The sequence below is a fragment of the Pseudobutyrivibrio sp. 49 genome (assembly GCF_900100545.1).
Classification (GTDB): Bacteria; Bacillota; Clostridia; order Lachnospirales; family Lachnospiraceae; genus Pseudobutyrivibrio.
The window spans coordinates 1-19,149 of record NZ_FNDP01000021.1 but is presented as its reverse complement, the minus strand read 5'-3'; the positions used below and the strand labels follow the sequence as shown (position 1 = coordinate 19,149).

Sequence of the window (19,149 nt, the reverse complement as noted above, 5' to 3'; positions counted from 1 at the left end):
TCCCTTCCTATTTCTTCTCTCTCTTAGACATAACATCAAAGATTACCGCTGCGAGAAGTACAAGGCCTTTTACAACCTTCTGATAGTTGGCATCAACACCCATGATTAACATACCCTGGTTGATAACACCCATTAAAAGAGCACCGACAATCGCTCCGAATACTGAACCTGTTCCGCCGTAAGCTGAAGCACCACCGATGAAGCAAGCACCGATTGCATCCATCTCGTAGAACTGACCATACGTAGGCTGAGCTGATGCTGCACGAGCAACTGTAAGGATACCAGCAAAGGCTGCTAAGAATCCCATATTCGTATATGCGAAGAAGTAAACCTTCTTTGTGTTGATACCAGAAAGCTGTGTAGCCTTCTCGTTACCACCTACTGCATATAAGTATCGACCGATTGTAGTCTTTGTTGTAACGTAGTTATAAACAAGTACGATAAGGATAATCCAAAGAAGTGATGTTGGAATTCCCTTATAACCTGCAAGCTTGTAAGCAAGGAATAAAATTACTAATGAAATAATAACGAGCTTTACATAGAAGCCAGTTGCGCTTGTTGTATCGTAACCCTTACGAGAAGCTCTTGCTCTCTTTCTGATTGAGAAGAAAGCGTATAAAACAACGGCGATAACGCCTGCTAACAAGCATGTGATGTTAAGTCCATCACCGTGGAAGAAATCTGGAATGTAGCAATCGGCGCCGCCACCAAAAACATTAAGGAATGTCTTGTTTGAAATTGATACCGCATATCCGTTAAGAACTACATTTGAAAGTCCTCTAAAAGCATACATACCAGCAAGTGTTGCGATGAATGGTGGAACATTTACATATGCAACCCAGAAGGCCTGCCATGCACCAACAAGAATACCTACAAGTAACATAACGATTACTGCTACCCATACGTTTACTTTCTTGTCCATAAGCATTGCTCCGATACCGCCTACGAAGCAGACTACTGAACCAACAGAAAGATCGATGTTACCACCAGTTAAAATACAAAGTAACATACCAGTTCCAAGAACGAATACATAAGCGTTCTGTGAAAGAAGGTTGTTTACGTTCTGAGACAGAAGGATTGTTCCGCCTGTTCCAACGTAGAAAATTCCAATAACTATCACCAGGGCGATAACCATGGTGTACTTTTTTAATGTATTTCCAATATTATTTGAAACCATGTTTTCTCTCCCTTCTATGACTTAAGGATGCAAGACATGATGCTCTCCTGAGAAGCCTCAGAACCAGCCATTTCACCAACCATCTTGCCCTCGTTCATAACATAAATTCTATCTGACATACCAAGTACCTCTGGAAGCTCAGAAGAAATCATGATAACTGACTTTCCTGCTGCTACAAGGTCATTGATAATACAGTAAATCTCATACTTGGCACCAACGTCGATACCTCTTGTTGGCTCATCAAGAATAAGTACATCTGGGTTTGCAAACATCCACTTAGCAAGAAGAACCTTCTGCTGGTTACCACCTGAAAGGTTACCAACGTTCTGCTCAACTGTTGGGCACTTTGTCTTAAGCTTATCTCTGTAATCCTCAGCAACCTGATATTCCTTATCCTGATCGATTACTCTCTTAGAGCAAAGCTCTGAAAGATTTGAAAGAGTTGTATTAATCTTAATTGGATTTGTAAGAACAAGTCCATTACCCTTTCTATCCTCAGTAACATATGCAATCTTGTGCTTGATTGCATCCTTAATATTCTTAAGGTGAACCTCTTCTCCGTTTAAGAAAAGCTGTCCTGAGATGTTTGTTCCATAAGCCTTACCAAAGATACTCATGGCAAGCTCTGTACGGCCAGCACCCATAAGTCCTGCAATACCAACAACCTCACCCTTACGAACGTTCATGGATACACCATCAACAACCTTACGCTCTGCAAACTGTGGATGGAATACTGTCCAATCCTTAACCTCCATAGCGATGTCGCCGATTTTAACATCATGACGCTTTGGGAAACGGTCTGTCATTTCACGACCTACCATGCCCTTGATAATTCTGTCTTCAGAAATATCATCTTTAGTCTTATCAAGTGTTTCAATTGTAGAACCATCACGGATAACAGTGATTTTATCTGCTACATAAGAAACCTCATTAAGCTTGTGGGAAATAATGATAGATGTCATTCCCTGCTTTTTGAACTCAAGAAGTAAATCAAGAAGTGCCTTTGAATCTGTCTCATTAAGAGATGAAGTAGGCTCATCAAGAATAAGTAACTTAGCATGCTTTGCAAGTGCCTTCGCAATTTCAACAAGCTGCTGCTTACCAACACCGATATCTTTTATAAGTACACGGCTGCTTTCTGAAAGACCAACCATCTTCAGATACTTATCAGCCTCTGCATATGTTTTGTCCCAATCAATAGCTGCTTTCTTTCCCTGCTCATTACCAAGGAACATGTTCTCACCAATTGACATGTAAGGAATAAGGGCTAATTCCTGATGGATAATTACGATTCCCTTTTCCTCTGAGTCCTTAATCTTCTGGAACTTACAAACCTCTCCATTGTATACAATGTCGCCTGTGTAAGAACCAAATGGGTAAATTCCACTTAATACATTCATCAGAGTAGACTTACCAGCACCGTTCTCGCCTACAAGAGCGTGAATCTCACCTTCTTCTACCTTAAGATTAACGTTATCAAGGGCCTTTACGCCTGGGAACTCTTTGGTGATGTTGACCATCTCAAGTATTGTTTTTCCCACTTGTATTACCTCCCTATAAAAAAACTTTAGAATAACTAATGTGTATTCTCTTCAAAATATTCTCTTTTGTTTTAGCCTTAAATATAGGGCAGGTTTCCCTGCCCTATAAAGCTGTTTTGGGTTTTAGATGTGAAAGCATCTAATTAGTCTGCTAACTGATCCTCTGTGTAGTAACCAGAATCAATAAGGAGTTCCTTGTAGTTGTTAGCATCTGCGAATACTGGCTCGCAAAGGTATGAAGGAACGATTCCGTTTCCGTTGTCGTATGTCTTCTCATCGTTAACATCTACTGTCTCACCGTTAAGGATCTGACCTACCATCTTAACTACCTGTGAAGCAAGTGTACGTGTATCCTTGAATACTGACATAGACTGCTTTCCAGCGATCATGTTCTTTGTGTTCTCGATATCGCAATCCTGACCTGTGATGATTGGATATTTACCCTTGTAGTTTGCTGCAAGTGCGTTCTCAACACCAAGTGCTGTAGAATCGTTTGAGCAGAGGCAGATATCAAGGTCATCGCTAGCGTAGTTAGAAGAAAGGATTGTCTCCATACGTGACTGAGCTGTCTCTGTAGCCCATGAAGGAGTAGCAACTTCTGCGAACTCTACCTGACCAGACTTAACTTCAAGTGTTCCTTTCTCAATGTATGGCTTAAGAAGATCCATAGCACCGTTGTAGAAGAAACCAGCGTTGTTATCACCTGGATCACCAGCTGTGATTTCAAGTGTGAATGTATCTGATGTGTTCTCAAGGTCGAGCTGATCGATGATGTACTGACCCTGAACCTGACCTACCTTGTAGTTATCAAATGTAGCATAGTAAGAAACTGCATCTGAGTTCATGATAAGACGGTCATAAGCGATAACTGGGATGTTCTTCTCAGCTGCCATATCCATAGCCTCACCAAGTGAAGAACCCTCGATAGCTGCAACTACGAGTACGTTACATCCTGAGTTAATCATGTTCTCAATCTGAGAAACCTGTGTCTGAACATCGTTTGAAGCGTACTGAAGGTCAACATCAAATCCAGCTGCCTTAAGCTCCTTCTCCATGTTAGCACCATCCTGGTTCCATCTCTGAAGGTCCTTTGTAGGCATTGCTACACCAACCTTTGTGCCACCAGCTGTTGTAGTAGACTCTGTAGCCTCACCTGCATCTGCTGCTGGAGCTGAATCTGTTGTCTCTGTGCTTGTTCCACAGCCAACTAACATAGAAGCTGCCATAGCACCTGTTAAGAGTACACTTAATAATTTCTTTTTCATTTCCTAAAAAACCTCCCTTTCAATTAGGTTATGTTTGTTACTGTAGATAATGTATCATTTCACTTTCTGAAAATGGTTGTCACTTTCTTCACATTTTTGTCTAATCCGTATTTACGATTAAAAAAGGACTAGCACATTTTTGTGCTAGTCCTGATACCAAATTGCAATTTTATGCTACTGACTATCTGTACTCTCCAACGTATTTAAGTATACGTCCTCACGGCTGTGGAAGCCTCCATCGATGATTACTTCATCGAGATTATCCTTATCAACAGCAACCGGTTCGATTGTTACATAAGGGATATTATATTCACCGTCACTAAGCTTATTCGTCACGTCAAGTTCCTGTCCCTGTGCCAGCTGAACTGAAAGCTTTGCAGCCTCCTCGGCAAGCTTTCCTACAGGCTTATAAACTGTCATAAGCTGAGTGCCCTGAACAATGTGCTGGCAGGCGGGAAGGTCTGCATCCTGTCCTACCACTGGAATCTCTCCTGCAAGCTGTGCTACTGCAAGAGCCTTTATTACTGAGGTGGCAACATCATCATTTCCACACATGATGGCGTCAGCATTTCTGACAACATCCATATGGTCATATACATAGGCACCGCCAAGCTCTGCCTTCCAACCCTCACAATTATAGGTATCAATAATCTCTACATTATTAGCATTCATCAGTTTAGTGAAGCCCTGATTTACCATAGGAACATTCTTATCTGTAAGTGGTCCACAAATCATGATGACCTTTTTTGCTCCTGAGCTGACTATGGCACTTCCAAGCATATTTCCAACCTTCTCGTTGTCAAAGGAAATATATAAATCCGCATTTACGTTAGCAATAAGTCGGTCATAGCATACCACTGGAATGCCTGCCTTTTTTGCATCTGCTACTACATCTGTCAGTGCTTCTGCATCGATGGCTATGATTACAATACAATCAACTTTCTTTTCTATCAAATAGCGAATCTGCTCAATCTGTTTTGTCACATCCCCATTAGCATTCTGCACATTAACTGTAGCGCCAAGTGATGATGCTGTGGAAACAAAAACGTCCCTGTCCTTTTCCCATCTTTCTATAACAAAGGAATCAAAGCACATTCCAATTTCCAACTCATCTTCCTCAGGCTGTGCCTGTTTGGCTTCCCCTGCTTTGGTGGTACATCCGCAGAACAGGCACCCCATCAACAGACATGCTGCCACCTTCTTCAAAAAACCCTTCATACCTGTTATTCTCCTAATTCACCCTTCTTACAACATCTACTGTTTTTGATATTCAGTAGGTGTTTTGCCCGTATACTTTTTGAAATTTCGTGAGAAGTAATTTGGATCTGAATAGCCCACTTCCGCAGAAATCTCCTTCATAGACTTGTTTGTAGTTTTAAGAAGCTTCTTTGCAGCCTCTATTCTAAGCTTGGTAAGGTAATCAATGAAGTTTTCTCCTGTTTCCTCCTTGAACACCTTTGAGAAATAATAAGAGCTGATATTAACAACACGAGAAACATCATCTAGTGTAAGCTCCTTCATATAATTCTCATCTATGTACTGCTTTGCCTGATTTACTGCACTCATAGACTGCTCTTCATGCTTGTTTGACACCCAGAAGGCAGCGTCCTTAATCTTTTCGGTAAACCAGATTTTTTCATCTGCAAGACCGCTTAAACTCATAAGCTCTGACAAATAATTTGCTCTACTTTTAAATTCATACATACGGCCTGTCTTCTCATAGGCAAGATGCTCTGCCCAAAGCACAAATTCCAGACATTTCAGGCGAACACTATCGTTATCGTTAGCATAGGTGCTTTCCATCCAGTCAAAGAAAGTCTGGGCAATTGAAACAGACTCGCTGACATTTCCAAGAGTAATCTCGTCAAAAAGGCGTTTCTCCAAATCCATTGGATAATTTTCCTCGTACTGGCATGCAACAGGCATGTCATCCACATGAGCTACGTGACTGGTGTTACTTATCAACACAGAGTTAGCTTCTTCGTAAGATTCACACATTCTTTCAAGTGGCTTAACAGAACCAAATCCCACTCTAAAGTCCATGTCAAAGCGATCTGCCAGCTTTCTGCAAAGTACTCTGGCATTTTCCACGATCGCATTTCTCTCATTATAGGAAAGAGTGTCGTTGTGACATGGGATGAGAATAGGAATTTTGTTTGACATAACATTTCCCATAATTCCCTTTATATAATCCTCAGTAATTGTGTGTATCTCCTTGTAAGATTTCTGTGCCTGGATAGATGCCGCAACAGCACTTGTCATGTAGTTGCCCACAAGCTCACGACCAAACGTCATGCAGGCCATATAGCCGTAATCACAATCTATGCCAAGAAGAGTCTTGTAGTTATCAATATCTTCTTGAAAATACTCCTTGAACAACAAATCCTGAATAAGACCGTTTTCAATAATAGGAACAACTATCTCTAGCTTCTCTCGTACCTTTAAATCATTGCTACGCTTTGTACGTTCTCCATCAATTCTACCCATAGCCTTCTGGAGGATATCAAGAATCGCTTCCCGGCTGACAGGCTTATTCAAATAATCCAGTACTCCAAGAGAGATTGCCTCCTTGGCATAATCAAATTTATCGTAGGCTGTCATTACAATAAACACCACGTGCTTATTGGTACGACGAATCTCGCGCATAGCCTCGATGCCGTTGATACCTGGCATCTGAATATCCATAAAAGCGATATCTGGCTGGAACTCCTCTGTAAGCTCGATAACCTGACGGCCTGTTTTGGCAACGCGGATGTCGCACTGGCTACCATATTCTTTTTCAATTATGAATTTGAGAGAGTCGATGACGATTCCCTCATCGTCCGCTAACATTACTTTATACATCTTCTAACCCCGGAAGATACAGAATAGTCTCTGTACCCTTATTTTCTCCTTCTGAAATAATATCCAGTACATCATCCCGCTCATAAAAAATATTTAAGCGCTCGATGCAGTTTGCAAGTCCAACTCCATTTGAATCAGACTTTTGAGGATTGCCCTCGTAACTGCCCTCAAGAATTTTGGTGATGGTCTCATTTGTCATTCCAATTCCATTGTCTTTGATGCTGACGCAGATATAATCGCCTAATTCATAGACAGAAAGGCTGATTTTCTTATTCCATTCAATATTTCTAACACCATAGTTGATACTGTTTTCAACAATAGGCTGGAGTATCATACTTGGTATTTTTACCCCAAGCAGACTCTCATCTATATTCTTTTCAAACTGAATCTCTCCAGCGAAACGAACATTGATGATGTAAATATAGATATCTACAAGCTCAATCTCCTCCTTAAGAGTTACCACATCCTTATTTTTCTTGATGTTGTAACGGAAGAAATTAGCCACATTATGCATATATTCACTGGTGCGGTCTGCCCCTTCCATCATGGCAAGCTGAGCACCTGCGTTCAACGTATTAAAAAGGAAATGAGGATTAATCTGTGACTGAAGATATTTCAGCTCAGCATCCTTAATGTGGTTTGCCATAATCAGCTCATTTTCCTTAAGCTTTCGCTCGGTCTCCATAGACTCGGTAAGCTTGGTGATGTATGCCTTCAGTGAAACCACCATCTTATAGAAGGCACGGGTCACAACGCCGACCTCATCGTTATTTATTACCGCAGGAAGTACCACATCGAAATTACCATGGGACACACTGTTTGCCGCCTGAGCCAGCTTTACAAGTGGGCTGGTAATTGTTGATGCAATCAAAACGACGAAGGACAGATTCGCCACTCCGATAATAATCAGGGTCAAAATATTCAACTCTTCAAGAGTCTGCAAGGCAGACATCATTGTGCTGTAGGATTTTGAGTTGTTGATGAACTGCTGATTATTAAGGCTTGTTATATTCGAATCGATGTAGCGATAAACTCTGGTAGCTTCCTCATAATAGCTCTTATACTTTTCTACATTTCCACCACGCTTACTTTCAACAGCGTGATTTGTCAGCTCCAAATAATTTGCAGAAAGCTTTAGGATATTACGCTCCAGCACTCTGCTATCGTTTACATCATTATTGTCATCCAAATTTTTTAGGAGATCGCTGTAATTCTGCTCTGCAATATAGTATTCCTCCAGAGCATTACTGGTCTTTGTGCCAAGGTACACGATTGTTGCACTGTGAAGACCATCCAACGCTGTAGTAAGCTCATTGAGGGAATTGTTGCTAGCGTAAACCTCATTTAGAGATTTCAACATTCTGTCCGTACCCATGTATAAAACTATATTTACCATGAAAAGCAAAATAATAGGCAGACAGAAAACTATAATCATCTTTTTTCTGAGGGAGAGGGATCTAATTGTTTGCATCTTCCACCTCCTCCAGATATGACTCAATGTTATTACCGTCAATAATCTCAGGCTCAACATTGATATAGTCGGAAACATGTCCTGTCTGTCGATACTCTATAAAAGCCTTTGCAGCAGCCTCACCCATGCTGGATGCATTCATGGTAACTGTGCTTTTGATAACACCCTGCTTGATTCCAGTGTATATGGACTGTGACTCATAGTTTCCGAAAAGCAGTATCTGACCAACCTTATTGTAATCAATCATAGCCTGATAGAAGCTCTCTGTAGAAAGCTCATCAAGACAGATTACCACTGGCTGTATTTCATTTTTTTGGAACAGATTCTGGATATATTCCTCTGTCGCAAAAACATCTGTGCTTTCAATTCTTCTTATCTCAAATTCAAGAGGCCCGTTAGGAAGCTCCTCGTCGGAAAAGGACTCCTGAATATTGTTGATGAAGGTATTTAAGGTAGCCTCATCATAAAGACTATTGGCAATCACCATAACGTGCTTCTGCTTTACAAGATTTTTCTTGATGGCATCAGCGTAAAGATTGGCAATAGTGTAATTGTTTACGCCTACATAGCTGACACGACTTTCTGATGCAATATCTGTTTCAAGGGTAATAACTGGGATATGGGCAGAGTATGCCTTAGTAAGAAGCTCTGCTGTCTCAGGAGAATCATCTCCCTCCAACATAATGCCATCACAGCCTGATTCAATAGCCATCTCCAGAAGCTCAGTCTTGCTGTAGTTAACATCCACGTTGTCAGAAATCATATCAACATAAATGCCATTCTCTCTACCGTATTCGCTGGCTGACTGATATACATTCTGCCAGAAATCGCTCCTGTCATCTGAGGAAATCAGCACCACATAGGAATCATACTGGCTATACTTGGCTTCCTTAAGAAGATTATTGGCTTCGTGCATTCGCTGCTGGTATAAAACGAAGCTGATAATGGTGGTTAAAAACATAAAAGCAACAGTGCAACCTGCCGCAATGACAAGTGCACCGTTGCTTTTGAATTTAATTTTATTACCACCCAATTTCATAATACATTAATTCTCCCAAATACATCTTGAATTATTATAAATAAATTAGGTGATAAAGTCTACATGTTGCACACCACTTGCACGACCATCACTTTCATGAAGATACATGCCAGATTTGCGGGTGACTGCATTTGCATCGTAGTTATCACTTCGATGGATGAACTGAGTATCCAGTCTGCCAAGGAATATTGCACCCACATCAGACTCCTTCAGCCCATACAGCTCCTGCTCTCCTTTCTCATTAATGGTCATGATTCTTAACTTTGCAAACACTGGGTCGTTCTCATCAATCCAGCCATTCTTATCTGAATCGTACTCCTCCAGCTCGCCAAATCCATCTCCAGTTCTTGCCCCAAACAGCTCAAGACCATTTTTGATAAAACCATCGTCATCCTTATCCAGTGCCAAAAAGCCTGAGCCCTTGCCAAGATTATGAATCTCATCCTCCTCTCCGTCCCCGTCTAAATCGAAGAAGAAGGTTTGATTATCAATAGATGTTGGACAATCGTCAAGATTGATTACAAGTGGGTCAACACAATTTCTAAGGGCTGTGCTAACATTCTCATACTTCTCCACAAAGGAATCCGAAAGTGCAAAGCTGTAATTGAAGTTTAGCTTTCTGCCGTCAGCGGTGACAGCCGTACCAGTTGAAGAGTATTCCACGCTCTGACTCTCCCAGTGCTCGTAGGATACCGTGGTGGTCTGCACAAATGTAGGCTGATTTCCTGAAATGCTATAATCGCCATAGTCATCGCCTTCACCATAAATTTCCCGAAGCATACGTCCAAATTCAGAGTCCTCATCAAAATACCTTCCCAGCATGAACATCTTTAGAAGATATTCAATTGTCTTCAGCCTTATCTTGCTGGGCGTGTCGATTTTGATCTCATTGTTATCAACCGCTTCTGTCTTTTCCTCCTTTTCAGTTTCCTCTGCCTGAAGTTCATCCCCCAAAAGATTAATTTCCTTCAGATTAAAGACGGGTTTTGTCTCTGACTGAACAGTGAGACGCATTCCACTAGTGTAGCTAGTGGTTGAGGCCATAGAAACCTCAGAATTGTTAATTACCATTCGCTTTCCTCCTTTTTAAAAACCAAATAGCGTTAAAAGAAGAAAGTCCTTTTTCTGCCCCATAGACTCTCTTATTTCAGGTGGCACTGTACCTCAAATAAAAGAAAAAACCAGGAAAACCTTTAGGCCTTCCTGGTCTCTATGATCCTCGTCCGTGTAATTATATATCGGCAATATTACCATCATTATTAACTACTGCAGAAGCTTTTTTCAAACAGATAATTGAAAAATATGCAGCTACAAGTGCACCTAATGTACAGAAGAAGAATGAAAAAAGTCCATCTCCTCCAACTGGCAGATAATCTGCACAGATTGTACCGATAAAATTAAACAGGATATGAATAATTATTGTAATTACAAGACTGTCGTAAAGGTACATTATGTATCCTAAACCTAAGCCTAATACAAAGGCGTATACTCCCTGAAGCTTGTTCATGTGGAATGCGCCAAACATTATAGCCTGAATCAGAATTGCATAATAAACTGGCATAACCTTTTTAGCAGCAAAGAAGGTAAGACCTCTGAATAATAGCTCCTCACAAACAGGTCCTAAGATGATAGCGTACACAATCATGATTGGTGTCATGCTGGTGCTAATTCCTGCAGACTCCATAAGCTCCTCATACTCTTCCAGCCATGAAGGAAATGCTGAAGCCAGTGAATTCATAAGATACACTGTCACATACTGCATACTTACTGCAAAAAGCAGAAGGCCTGCGATTGTAAGTGGCATATTATTTGATTTACCTGAAAGGCCTGAAAGCTTGCCATCTCTGTACTGCTTTTTATAAACCAAAAAGGCAATAAATGCAGTAACTGCTGCATACATAACAGATGTCCAGGCTACTCCGTCGCCATTTGAATATGTATTTATTACCTGGATAATAAAGCTTGTATAATCGCTACCAGTATAATTGCACATCCCTGCAACTATATAAAACTCCAGTGCCATTATAGATACTGCTGTCTGAATAAGTATTGCAACGATGGTTGGCAGAAAAATCCATGGAATATATCTTCTTCTGTCAGTATTGTTCTGATTCATTTTAAGTCTCCAATATTCTATTTAAGCTCAAGCTTATCCAGATGCCAGATATCATCTACATACTCCTGGATAGTTCTGTCTGAAGAGAACTTTCCAACGTGAGCAACATTAGAAAGAGCCATCTTTGCCCACTTTTCTCTGTCCTTATAGGCTTCCTGAATCTTCTCATGTGCTTCACAGTAAGAAGCGAAATCCTTAAGAACGAAGTATGTATCAGCCCTCTCAGTACACTCTGTATTTAGAAGTGAATTGTAGATAGGTCTGAACAACTCTGGGTTGTCTATGCTGTAATTGCCGTTAACAAGCTGAGACAGAACCTTCTGAATATGAGGATTCTTGTTCATCTCATCAACAGGGTTGTAGTCATGATTCTTCTCGTGGGCGATAACCTCATCAGAACTCATACCGAAGATAAAAATATCCTTTCCTCCAAGCTCCTGATACATCTCCACGTTGGCACCATCCATAGTACCAATTGTGACTGCACCATTAAGCATAAACTTCATATTACCGGTACCAGAAGCCTCCTTTGATGCTGTAGAAATCTGCTCAGAAACATCTGCTGCTGCAAAAATCCACTCAGCATTAGAAACCCGGTAATCCTCGATAAATACAACCTTAAGCTTATTATCTATAGATTTATCATTATTAATTACTGCACCTACATTGTTGATAAGCTTAATGATAAGCTTGGCAATTTCATAACCTGCAGATGCCTTTGCTCCAAAGATAAAGGTTGTTGGATAAAACTCCATCTCTGGATTCTCTTTAATCTGATTGTACAGATACATTACATGCAAAATATTTAGAAGCTGACGCTTGTACTCATGAAGTCTCTTAACCTGAACGTCAAAGATTGAGTTAGGGTCAACTACGATGCCGTTGTGATCAAATATATATTTTGCAAGTCGCTTCTTGTTCTCCAGCTTAATTTCCATAAATTGCTGAAGCGACTTCTTGTCATCAAGAAGCATATTAAGCTTCTCCATCTGAGATAAATCAGTAATCCAACCACGACCAATCTTCTTAATTACCCAGTCAGAAAGCTTGTAATTACCGTGCATAAGGAATCTACGCTGAGTAATACCGTTGGTCTTGTTGTTGAATTTCTCTGGATACATCTCATAGAAATCATGAAGAGAAACATTCTTCAAAATCTCTGTATGAAGAGCAGCAACACCATTTACTGAGAAGCTGGCACAAATAGCCATGTGAGCCATCTTAACCTGTCCATCAGCAAGGATTGCCATGCGGTGAACCTTTTCTTCATCGCCTGGGAACTTTGCTCTGATTTCCTCGCAAAAACGACGATTGATTTCTTCAACTATCATGTAGATACGAGGTAACAGGCCTTTGAAAATATCCTCTGGCCATTTCTCAAGAGCCTCTGCCATGATGGTATGGTTTGTGTAGGCTACGCAATGAGTGGTAACCTCCCAGGCATCGTCCCAACCGAGACCATGCTCATCCATCAAAAGTCGCATAAGCTCAGCAACTGTCAGTGTAGGGTGCGTATCATTCATCTGGAATACTACCTTTTCTGGCAGACGCATAATATCATTGTGAAAACGCAAGTATTTTGCGATTGCACGCTGAAGAGAAGCTGATACAAAGAAGTACTGCTGCTTTAATCTAAGCTCCTTACCCTGAATGTGATTATCATTAGGATAAAGAACCTCAGTAAGGTTGCGAGCCAGATTCATATCCTCAACAGCCTTGCTGTAATCGCCACGATCAAAGGATTGAAGTCTAAATACTTCCTTTGGCTTGGCGTCCCAAATCATAAGAGTATTAACCATACCATTATCGAAGCCTGTAATAGGCATATCGTATGGTGTGGCAAGGACAGAATTGTAGCCCTCATGGATATATTTGGTGGTGCCGTCTGGCTGGTTCTCATAGCGAACCCACCCGCCAAATTTTACCTCAAACTCGTACTCTGTACGCTCAAGCTCAAATGGATAGCGTGTCTGGAGCCAATCATCAGGCACCTCTTGCTGAAATCCATCTTCTATCTTCTGCTTGAACATACCGTAGTGATATCTGATACCACAGCCATAGGCTGGATACTGCAAGGTTGCAAGTGAATCTAAAAAGCAAGCTGCGAGACGACCAAGGCCACCATTTCTAAGGGCAGGATCTGGCTCCTGGTCCTCGATAAGGTTTATATCTACTCCAAGATTAGCAAGAGCATCCATGACTTCTGTATAACCACGCATGTTAATCATGTTATTACCAAGAAGTCGACCAATCAGAAACTCCATTGACATGTAGTAAACACACTTAGGGTCCTGCTTTGTGAATTCCTTTTGGGTGGTGAGCCAGTTGTCGATTACCACGTCATTAACAACTTCGGCGCAGGCGCGGTAAATCTCCTCCTTGGTAGCCTCCTCAAAGTCCTTACGGAACATAGACTTTACACGGTCCTTAATCTCACGCTCTAATTCTTTGGTGCTAGGCATCTGTCTCTTCATAAACTCTACCCCTCCACACAGTAGCACGCCTGTTACGGAGACAATCCTTAGATATTGCTCCGCTCGACTAACATGTCTCGCTGTGCAACACTAAGAGATTGTCACCTACAGACTATCTTAAGTTTATTGTCTAGTTACAGATAATGTTACATTTTCTCCATTAATATTCCATTCTTTTGTGTGAGATCCAGAACCGCCAACAACGATTTCGTCTGCGAGAACCTCACCCATGATAACGTCTTTATTTCTCTCAAATATGTCCTTTATTTTATCAGATGATTCGTAAGAAACTGTGATTCTGTCCATAACCTCGAAATCTGCTTCCTTACGCATTGTCTGAATCTTAGATACGATTTCACGTACAAAACCTTCCTCAAGGAGCTCCTCTGTAAGGTTTGTATCAAGAACTACTGTAACGTAGTTGTCGCCGTCTGCTACAAAGCCCTCTGTCTGAGCCATAGAAATAAGTAAATCTTCCTCTGCAAGCTCGATAGATGCATCAACCTCAGGCAATCTTAATACCCCATTTGCCTTAAGCTCTGCATAAGCTGCGTTTCCATCAAGGCTAGAAAGTGCCTTCTGGATGCCACCAAGGAACTTGCCATACTTAGGTCCTACTGTACGAAGCTGTGGCTTGAAGCTGTATGATGTGAATGATGAAACATCATCTGTGAATGTAGCCTTCTTAACGTTAAGCTCATCCTCGATGATTGAAACATACATCTCATCAAGCTCATGCTCAGCCTTGATGTACATCTGGCCAATTGGCTGACGATTCTTGATATTAGCTGTGTTACGGCAAGCACGTCCGTGAACAACAATCTTAAGAAGCTCATCCATATCTTCCTCAAGCTTCTTGTCGATGAACTGCTCATTTACAACTGGGAAGTCGCAAAGGTGGATAGACTCTGGAGCTGTCTTATCTACTGAGCGAACCATGTTCTGGTAGATTTCCTCTGTCATGAAAGGAATCATTGGTGCTGCTGCAAGTGCAATATCCTTAAGGCATGTGTAAAGAGTCATGTAAGCATTAATCTTATCCTGCTCCATTCCCTTTGCCCAAAATCTGTCACGACAACGACGAACATACCAGTTTGACATGTCATCTACGAACTCATCAAGAGCACGTGCTGCCTCTGGAATCTTGTATGAACCAAGGTTCTCATCAACAGCCTTGATTGCTGAATTAAGACGAGAAAGAATCCACTTATCCATAACTGCAAGCTTGCTGAAATCAAGCTCGTACTTTGTAGGATCAAACTCATCAATATTTGCATATAAGATATAGAAAGCGTATGTATTCCAAAGTGTTCCAAGGAACTTTCTCTGGCCTTCCATAACTGCATTCTCACCAAATCTCTTTGGAATCCATGGTGCTGAAGATGTGTAGAAGTACCATCTGATTGCATCAGCGCCCATCTTCTCAAGTGCATCGAATGGATCAACAGCGTTGCCCTTAGACTTAGACATCTTCTGACCATTCTCATCCTGAACATGACCAAGTACGATTACGTTCTCGTAAGGAGCCTTGTTGAAGAGAAGTGTTGACTCTGCCATAAGTGAGTAGAACCAACCACGAGTCTGGTCAACAGCCTCTGAAATGAACTTAGCAGGGAACTGCTGCTCAAATACTTCCTTATTTTCGAATGGATAGTGATGCTGAGCGAATGGCATAGCACCTGAATCGAACCAGCAGTCGATAACCTCTGGTACACGCTTCATTGTGCCCTTACACTCAGGACATGTGCATGTAACCTCATCGATGTATGGACGGTGAAGCTCGATAGTCTCTGCATCAGCACGTCCTGAAAGCTCTGCTAATTCCTTGCGGCTTCCGATTGAAATCTGCTTACCACAGTCTGGGCACTCCCAGATGTTAAGTGGAGTTCCCCAATAACGGTTACGTGAAATACCCCAGTCCTGAACATTCTCAAGCCAATCTCCGAAACGTCCCTTACCGATTGAATCTGGAATCCAATTTACAGTGTTATTATTCTTAATCAGGTCATCCTTAACCTCTGTCATCTTGATGAACCATGATTCTCTAGCATAGTAGATAAGTGGAGTGTCGCATCTCCAGCAGTGTGGATACTCGTGCTCGAACTTAGGTGCTTCGAAGAGCTGTCCCTTAGCATCAAGGTCCTTAAGTACGTTTGGATCTGCATCCTTAACGAACTGACCAGCGTATGGTGTCTCCGCTGTAAGCTCACCCTTGCCATCTACGAACTGAACGAATGGAAGGTCGTACTTACGGCCAACCTTAGCATCATCCTCACCAAATGCAGGAGCAATATGAACGATACCAGTACCATCTGACATAGTAACGTAATCATCGCATACTACGAAGTGTGCCTTCTTGTGCTGCTTCTCAGCTGCAATGCCAGCGCACTCGAAAAGTGGCTCGTATTCCTTGTACTCAAGGTCTGTTCCCTTATAAGTCTCAAGAACTTCGTAAGCCTTCTCTCCTTCTTCCTTTGCAAGCTTGCCAAGTACCTTATCAGCAAGTGCCTCTGCGAGAATATATGTATAGCCATCTGCTGCCTTAACACGAACGTAAGTCTCTACTGGGTTTACGCAAAGTGCAAGGTTTGATGGAAGTGTCCATGGAGTTGTTGTCCATGCGAGGAAGAATGCATCCTCTCCCTTAATCTTGAAGCGTGCGATTGCTGAGCGCTCCTTAACTGTCTTGTAGCCCTGAGCAACCTCCTGTGCTGAAAGTGGAGTACCACAACGAGGGCAATAAGGAACAATCTTGAATCCCTTGTAAAGGAGCTTCTTGTCCCAGATTGTCTTAAGTGCCCACCACTCAGACTCGATGAAATTGTCATCATATGTGATGTAAGGATTGTCCATATCTGCCCAGAAACCAACTGTACCAGAGAAATCCTCCCACATACCCTTGTATTTCCATACGGATTCCTTACACTGCTTAATGAAAGGCTCCATACCGTATTCTTCAATCTGCTCTTTTCCGTTAAGACCAAGAAGCTTCTCAACTTCAAGCTCTACTGGAAGACCATGTGTATCCCAACCAGCCTTACGAGGAACGAACTTGCCCTTCATTGTCTGGTATCTAGGAATCATGTCCTTAATGGCACGAGTCTCAACATGACCGATGTGAGGCTTGCCGTTTGCTGTTGGAGGGCCATCATAGAATGTGTATGTCTCTCCCTCTTTTCTTGAATCCATTGACTTCTGGAAGATGTCATTCTCGTTCCAGAACTTGAGCACCTGCTTTTCGCGCTCAACAAAATTTAAACTTGCGTCTACTTTGTTGTACATATAAAGTAATTCCTTTCTGTGAGACTAGGCTTTCTCGTCACCTAATCCTTATTTTTATATGTAAAGAATGAAGGTTGGTTAGGCCCTCATGCTTTCATCAAAATTAAAGTGTGTCATCCTTATCCTTAAGAAAATCCTCTAAATCATCGGGATTTTCCTCGAAATTGTTATAGAAATCCTCTATGCCATCAAAATCTTTGAATAAGTCTGAATCATCTCCATTATCCTCATAGTAATAAAATGGAGAATTGTTATTCTGAAGCTCATTTTCAAACATCCTGCTGATGTTATCAGCATTCTGGAATATAAGCACATAGCTTCCTATACACAGCACTATCGAAAGGATGGATGTGATGATACCACCTATAGCTATGCCTCTGCCCTTTGCACCAGCCTTTGTGCTGCAAAGGAATATAATGCCAAAAATGATAGCTATAACGGCTGAAACAATATTTAAAAGAAATAAGAAAAAGACTAAAGAAACTATTCCCATTATCAGGGAAGCAACGGCTAATCCGAAATTGCTAGGACGGCCATTTCCATTCTGAAGATTCTTAATTTCTCTTTCTACATCGTCGGTGTAATAATAGTCGTAACTCATAAATGCTCCTATAAAAATTTATAATCCACCTAATCTTAAGTATTTTAACTGTTTATGGATAATTTATCAAGGTAAAGTGGCATAAAAAAAGACCCCTCTTGCGAGGGGTCAAAATTGCGATAAATTAGAAATCTGTAAGATTTGCAGCTCTTCTCTCAAGGAAAGCGCCCATTCCTTCAGCCTTATCATGTGTAGAACATGTAATTCCGAAGAGGTTAGCCTCCATCTCAACTGCGTTTTTGATGTCCATATCGTATCCGTTGTTGATAGCAGCCTTTGCGATAGATACTGCATAGCTTCCCTTAGAAGCAATCTTCTTAGCCATAGCCTTAGCTGTGTCCATAAGCTCCTCACAAGCTACAACCTTGTTTACAAGACCGATTCTGTATGCCTCGTTAGCATCGATAGAATCGCATGTGAAGATAAGCTCCTTAGCACGTCCCATACCTACGAGACGAGCAAGTCTCTGTGTACCACCGAAACCAGGGATAATACCAAGACCTGTCTCTGGCTGACCAAATGTAGCATTCTCTGAAGCGATACGAATATCACAAGCCATAGCAATCTCGCAACCGCCGCCAAGTGCAAAGCCGTTAACAGCTGCAATTGTAACCTGTCTCATATTCATAAGCTTGAAGAAAGGAACTGATGCTCTCATACCGAAAGCACGTGCCTCAGCTGCTGTGAAGTTTACCATCTCAGAAATATCTGCACCAGCAACAAATGACTTAAATGCATTGTCCTTCTTATCTGGACCGCCTGTAAGGATAAGAACCTTTACATCGTCTCTAGCCTCGATCTCTGTAAGTGCTACGTTTAACTCATCAAGAGTCTCGCTGTTAAGTGCGTTAAGTGCTGCTGGACGTGAAATTGTAAGTACAGCAATCTCGTCTGCAACCTCAAGCTTTAAATTGTTGAATTCGCTCATCACAAAATCCTCCTATACCGGGTTCGCCCCAATTATTTTCTACTGTTTAATATCATAGTGCATTGTTAAAACTTTGTCAATCACTTTAGTGATGTGTGGCAGCGTAAATTTGTACTCGGAAATCACAGAAAAGACTATCCATGTGTTTTATGATAAGAATTAGATTTGTTATAATCTTACTCTTTTTCTCTTTTAAAAGGAAGCCCTGCTTCGCAGGCCTCTAATTAAGTGCACAAAGCGTACTTTACTGTACGACAAATAATCCTTCGTTTGCTTGTTGATATTTTATCTGCCTTGAAATGGGTGTCAAGGACTTCAGCCTTCGGTGCGTAGCATCCTTGACTCCCATTTCTGGGCAGATACACTGTAAATCAAGCAAATGAAAGATTAGGTTTGTGCGAAGCACGTTTA

General features: G+C 41.4%; 13 protein-coding genes. All 13 read right to left on the bottom strand.

The window, feature by feature from the left end; all coding sequences use genetic code 11:
* Positions 1 to 7 precede the first annotated feature (7 nt).
* Positions 8 to 1,177 carry a multiple monosaccharide ABC transporter permease gene (gene mmsB, locus BLP54_RS13405; RefSeq protein ID WP_090170499.1) on the bottom strand — a complete coding sequence of 390 codons (1,170 nt, stop codon included), beginning with the start codon at positions 1,175 to 1,177 and terminating at the stop codon, positions 8 to 10.
* A 14-nt stretch (positions 1,178 to 1,191) separates the two neighbouring features.
* Positions 1,192 to 2,697 (bottom strand): multiple monosaccharide ABC transporter ATP-binding protein, encoded by a 1,506-nt coding sequence (gene mmsA, locus BLP54_RS13400; RefSeq protein ID WP_442960172.1) that lies wholly within the window; start codon positions 2,695 to 2,697, stop codon positions 1,192 to 1,194.
* 164 nt (positions 2,698 to 2,861) lie between these two features.
* Positions 2,862 to 3,983: a substrate-binding domain-containing protein gene (locus BLP54_RS13395; protein ID WP_090170496.1), complete on the bottom strand. Its 1,122-nt coding sequence runs from the start codon at positions 3,981 to 3,983 to the stop codon at positions 2,862 to 2,864.
* Positions 3,984 to 4,157: 174 nt separating this feature from the next.
* Entirely contained in the window at positions 4,158 to 5,201 is a 1,044-nt protein-coding gene (locus tag BLP54_RS13390; RefSeq protein ID WP_090170494.1) for a sugar ABC transporter substrate-binding protein, read from the bottom strand.
* A 36-nt stretch (positions 5,202 to 5,237) separates the two neighbouring features.
* Complete coding sequence (locus BLP54_RS13385; protein WP_090170492.1) at positions 5,238 to 6,827, bottom strand: response regulator; 1,590 nt, start codon at positions 6,825 to 6,827, stop codon at positions 5,238 to 5,240.
* Positions 6,820 to 8,298 (bottom strand): sensor histidine kinase, encoded by a 1,479-nt coding sequence (locus BLP54_RS13380; RefSeq protein WP_242870707.1) that lies wholly within the window; start codon positions 8,296 to 8,298, stop codon positions 6,820 to 6,822. Before BLP54_RS13380 ends, BLP54_RS13385 begins: the two co-directional genes overlap by 8 nt.
* The gene (locus BLP54_RS13375; RefSeq protein ID WP_090170490.1) at positions 8,285 to 9,337 is read right to left on the bottom strand and encodes a sugar ABC transporter substrate-binding protein; all 1,053 of its coding nucleotides are present in this window, start codon (positions 9,335 to 9,337) and stop codon (positions 8,285 to 8,287) included. Before BLP54_RS13375 ends, BLP54_RS13380 begins: the two co-directional genes overlap by 14 nt.
* A gap of 45 nt (positions 9,338 to 9,382) precedes the next feature.
* Positions 9,383 to 10,408 (bottom strand): hypothetical protein, encoded by a 1,026-nt coding sequence (locus BLP54_RS13370; RefSeq protein ID WP_090170489.1) that lies wholly within the window; start codon positions 10,406 to 10,408, stop codon positions 9,383 to 9,385.
* A 160-nt stretch (positions 10,409 to 10,568) separates the two neighbouring features.
* Positions 10,569 to 11,453, bottom strand: coding sequence for a CPBP family intramembrane glutamic endopeptidase (locus tag BLP54_RS13365; protein WP_090170487.1), 885 nt, complete (start codon positions 11,451 to 11,453; stop codon positions 10,569 to 10,571).
* Between the two features lie 17 nt (positions 11,454 to 11,470).
* Positions 11,471 to 13,927, bottom strand: coding sequence for a glycogen/starch/alpha-glucan phosphorylase (locus BLP54_RS13360; RefSeq protein WP_090170486.1), 2,457 nt, complete (start codon positions 13,925 to 13,927; stop codon positions 11,471 to 11,473).
* A gap of 123 nt (positions 13,928 to 14,050) precedes the next feature.
* Positions 14,051 to 17,209 (bottom strand): isoleucine--tRNA ligase, encoded by a 3,159-nt coding sequence (ileS, locus tag BLP54_RS13355; RefSeq protein WP_090170484.1) that lies wholly within the window; start codon positions 17,207 to 17,209, stop codon positions 14,051 to 14,053.
* Positions 17,210 to 17,312: 103 nt separating this feature from the next.
* Positions 17,313 to 17,810: a hypothetical protein gene (locus tag BLP54_RS13350; protein WP_090170482.1), complete on the bottom strand. Its 498-nt coding sequence runs from the start codon at positions 17,808 to 17,810 to the stop codon at positions 17,313 to 17,315.
* Positions 17,811 to 17,934: 124 nt separating this feature from the next.
* Positions 17,935 to 18,738 (bottom strand): enoyl-CoA hydratase-related protein, encoded by an 804-nt coding sequence (locus tag BLP54_RS13345; RefSeq protein WP_090170480.1) that lies wholly within the window; start codon positions 18,736 to 18,738, stop codon positions 17,935 to 17,937.
* Between the last annotated feature and the right edge of the window lie 411 nt (positions 18,739 to 19,149).

Coding starts and splice junctions, on each gene's coding strand:
- BLP54_RS13370 (WP_090170489.1), bottom strand. CDS start 10,408: ATGGTAATTAACAATTCTGAGGTTTCTATGGCCTCAACCACTAGCTAC.
- BLP54_RS13360 (WP_090170486.1), bottom strand. CDS start 13,927: ATGAAGAGACAGATGCCTAGCACCAAAGAATTAGAGCGTGAGATTAAG.
- BLP54_RS13365 (WP_090170487.1), bottom strand. CDS start 11,453: ATGAATCAGAACAATACTGACAGAAGAAGATATATTCCATGGATTTTT.
- mmsA (WP_442960172.1), bottom strand. CDS start 2,697: ATGGTCAACATCACCAAAGAGTTCCCAGGCGTAAAGGCCCTTGATAAC.
- BLP54_RS13385 (WP_090170492.1), bottom strand. CDS start 6,827: ATGTATAAAGTAATGTTAGCGGACGATGAGGGAATCGTCATCGACTCT.
- BLP54_RS13350 (WP_090170482.1), bottom strand. CDS start 17,810: ATGAGTTACGACTATTATTACACCGACGATGTAGAAAGAGAAATTAAG.
- BLP54_RS13395 (WP_090170496.1), bottom strand. CDS start 3,983: ATGAAAAAGAAATTATTAAGTGTACTCTTAACAGGTGCTATGGCAGCT.
- BLP54_RS13390 (WP_090170494.1), bottom strand. CDS start 5,201: ATGAAGGGTTTTTTGAAGAAGGTGGCAGCATGTCTGTTGATGGGGTGC.
- BLP54_RS13345 (WP_090170480.1), bottom strand. CDS start 18,738: ATGAGCGAATTCAACAATTTAAAGCTTGAGGTTGCAGACGAGATTGCT.
- BLP54_RS13375 (WP_090170490.1), bottom strand. CDS start 9,337: ATGAAATTGGGTGGTAATAAAATTAAATTCAAAAGCAACGGTGCACTT.
- ileS (WP_090170484.1), bottom strand. CDS start 17,209: ATGTACAACAAAGTAGACGCAAGTTTAAATTTTGTTGAGCGCGAAAAG.
- mmsB (WP_090170499.1), bottom strand. CDS start 1,177: ATGGTTTCAAATAATATTGGAAATACATTAAAAAAGTACACCATGGTT.
- BLP54_RS13380 (WP_242870707.1), bottom strand. CDS start 8,298: ATGCAAACAATTAGATCCCTCTCCCTCAGAAAAAAGATGATTATAGTT.